Source organism: Acrocarpospora sp. B8E8, assembly GCF_039871605.1.
In the GTDB taxonomy this organism is placed as follows: Bacteria; Actinomycetota; Actinomycetes; order Streptosporangiales; family Streptosporangiaceae; genus Acrocarpospora; species Acrocarpospora macrocephala.
On sequence record NZ_JBDPLV010000184.1, the window covers coordinates 1 to 1,745 of the forward strand.

At 63.6% G+C, this 1,745-nt stretch carries 1 protein-coding gene; it reads right to left on the reverse strand.

The window, feature by feature from the left end; all coding sequences use genetic code 11:
* Positions 1-1,651 (reverse strand): DUF2235 domain-containing protein (locus ABGB08_RS54460; protein ID WP_347608446.1); only part of this gene is annotated, 1,651 nt, incomplete at its 3' end.
* Positions 1,652-1,745: the final 94 nt, after the last annotated feature.

A 1,745-nucleotide genomic window follows, 5' to 3' on the forward strand; every position in this document is an offset into this window, starting at 1 on the left:
CTTTACCGGCGGGTACGGCTTGCTGTTGACCACGTTCTCGCCTGCTGCGAGTGGGAACGGTTGGCTGCTCCTCGACAGGCATTCTGGTCACGGTGAGGTGCACGCTGCCTCGGTTGTTCCCGTAGAAACCCCAGGCGTCGTTGGCGAAGGCGTACAGATACCCGCTCCTGGTCACCCGGCAGGAGGTGCCGGCGCCGACGGCGATGCGCTCGTGGGCCTTGAACTCACCGTCGACGGATATCGCATCGTTGGCGACGACGCCGACAAGCGACATCCACGGCATGTCCTCCTCCCGGCGCGAGCCGATGAAGTCCGCCATCTTGTTCCCCGTCACCAGCCGGAACAGCTTCTCGCCCTGGCCCAGCAGCGTGCCCACGAGCCGGAGCCTCTCGACCAAGGGGTTGAAGCGGCGCAGGCCCGTGGTACCGGCGGGATCGGACAGGATGCCGGCGTCGCGCCACTGGCCCTCAGCCGTGAAGCGATAGTCGCCGACGTCGAGGTAGAGCCCTGTCTCATTCCACGGCTCGTGGGCGAACACCTCGACCGTCCTGCTCTGACCAGGAGCAAGCACCTGGGTAGCCCGGTAGGGCCCGCTCGTGATGGGTGGATTCTGGTACCGGTGGTATACCGACTGGTGAATCAGCGGGATCGTCGCGTCCGGGTCGATTCTGGGCACGGCACGCGGCCGCGGCTGCTCGAAGATCTCGAGCACCGGCTTGAGCTGCGGGTCGACCAAGGGCTCGAGCACGCCGACCACGCCATGGTCGTCGTCGTGCAGAACGTCGAGCGGATTGGGAGTGATCTGGTCTTCCACGGTCGTCTTGTAGAGACCGATACCGACCGCCTCGCGTGCTTCGTCGATCATCCACCGCAGTGAGCAGTCGCTCAACCCCCGCTGAAGATGACCACCACCGACGTCCATGTGGCTGCCGGGGAACCACACCTGCTTGACGACCTGTTCGGTCCCGTACGGCTCCGACCACAGCGCGGGCGTATAGGGACTGCGGCGCTCGTCCATGGCCACGGCGTGGCGACCGTGCTTGATATACGGGTTGAGCCGCATGTCGTGAAAGTCGTGCCGATGCAATGGGTCCAGAAGGCTGAGCCAGCCCATGTAGGCCGGAATACCGAGCGCGCCGACGGTGTCCCACACCCCGATGAAATGTATGGGGATCTGGTCGTAATCGTCGGGGTCCCAGCGGAAGGTGAGCCCGTTCCGCCATTCACGACCTAGGGGGTCGTGCTTCTTTTGCCGGTAACCGCGGTTGTACAGGTCTTTGATCTGAGGCCAGAGTTTTGCCTCGTCCACCTTGGTGGTGTCGATTAGCCCGCACGCTGATATCATCCCGGCGAGGCTTCGGGCTGTGTAGGCGCCGCGGCTGAATCCGAACAGTGAGATGCGATCTCCCGGGGCGTATCGCATGGTCAGCCAGAGGTAGGCGTCCATCACATTGTCGGACAGGCCAAGCCCGACAGCTCCTCCCAGCAGGCTGTTGCGCAGAGTGCCCACGCCGGGCTGGTAGTAGGCCAATTGGCGGTCGCCGTCCACGCTCGTCTCGGTGAGGGCGTTATAAAGCCGGCAGACATTGGTGACCGACTCGATCTCCGGAGTATTCCAGGTACCATCGCAGCATACGATGAGATGGGTCATGATCCCCCCGTGATCCGCCAGAGCCTTGTCGAGGCCGTGGTAATACGTTTCCCGAGCGGGTCCCCAGAGAAACTCGCCAAGAATTCAAGGTTGG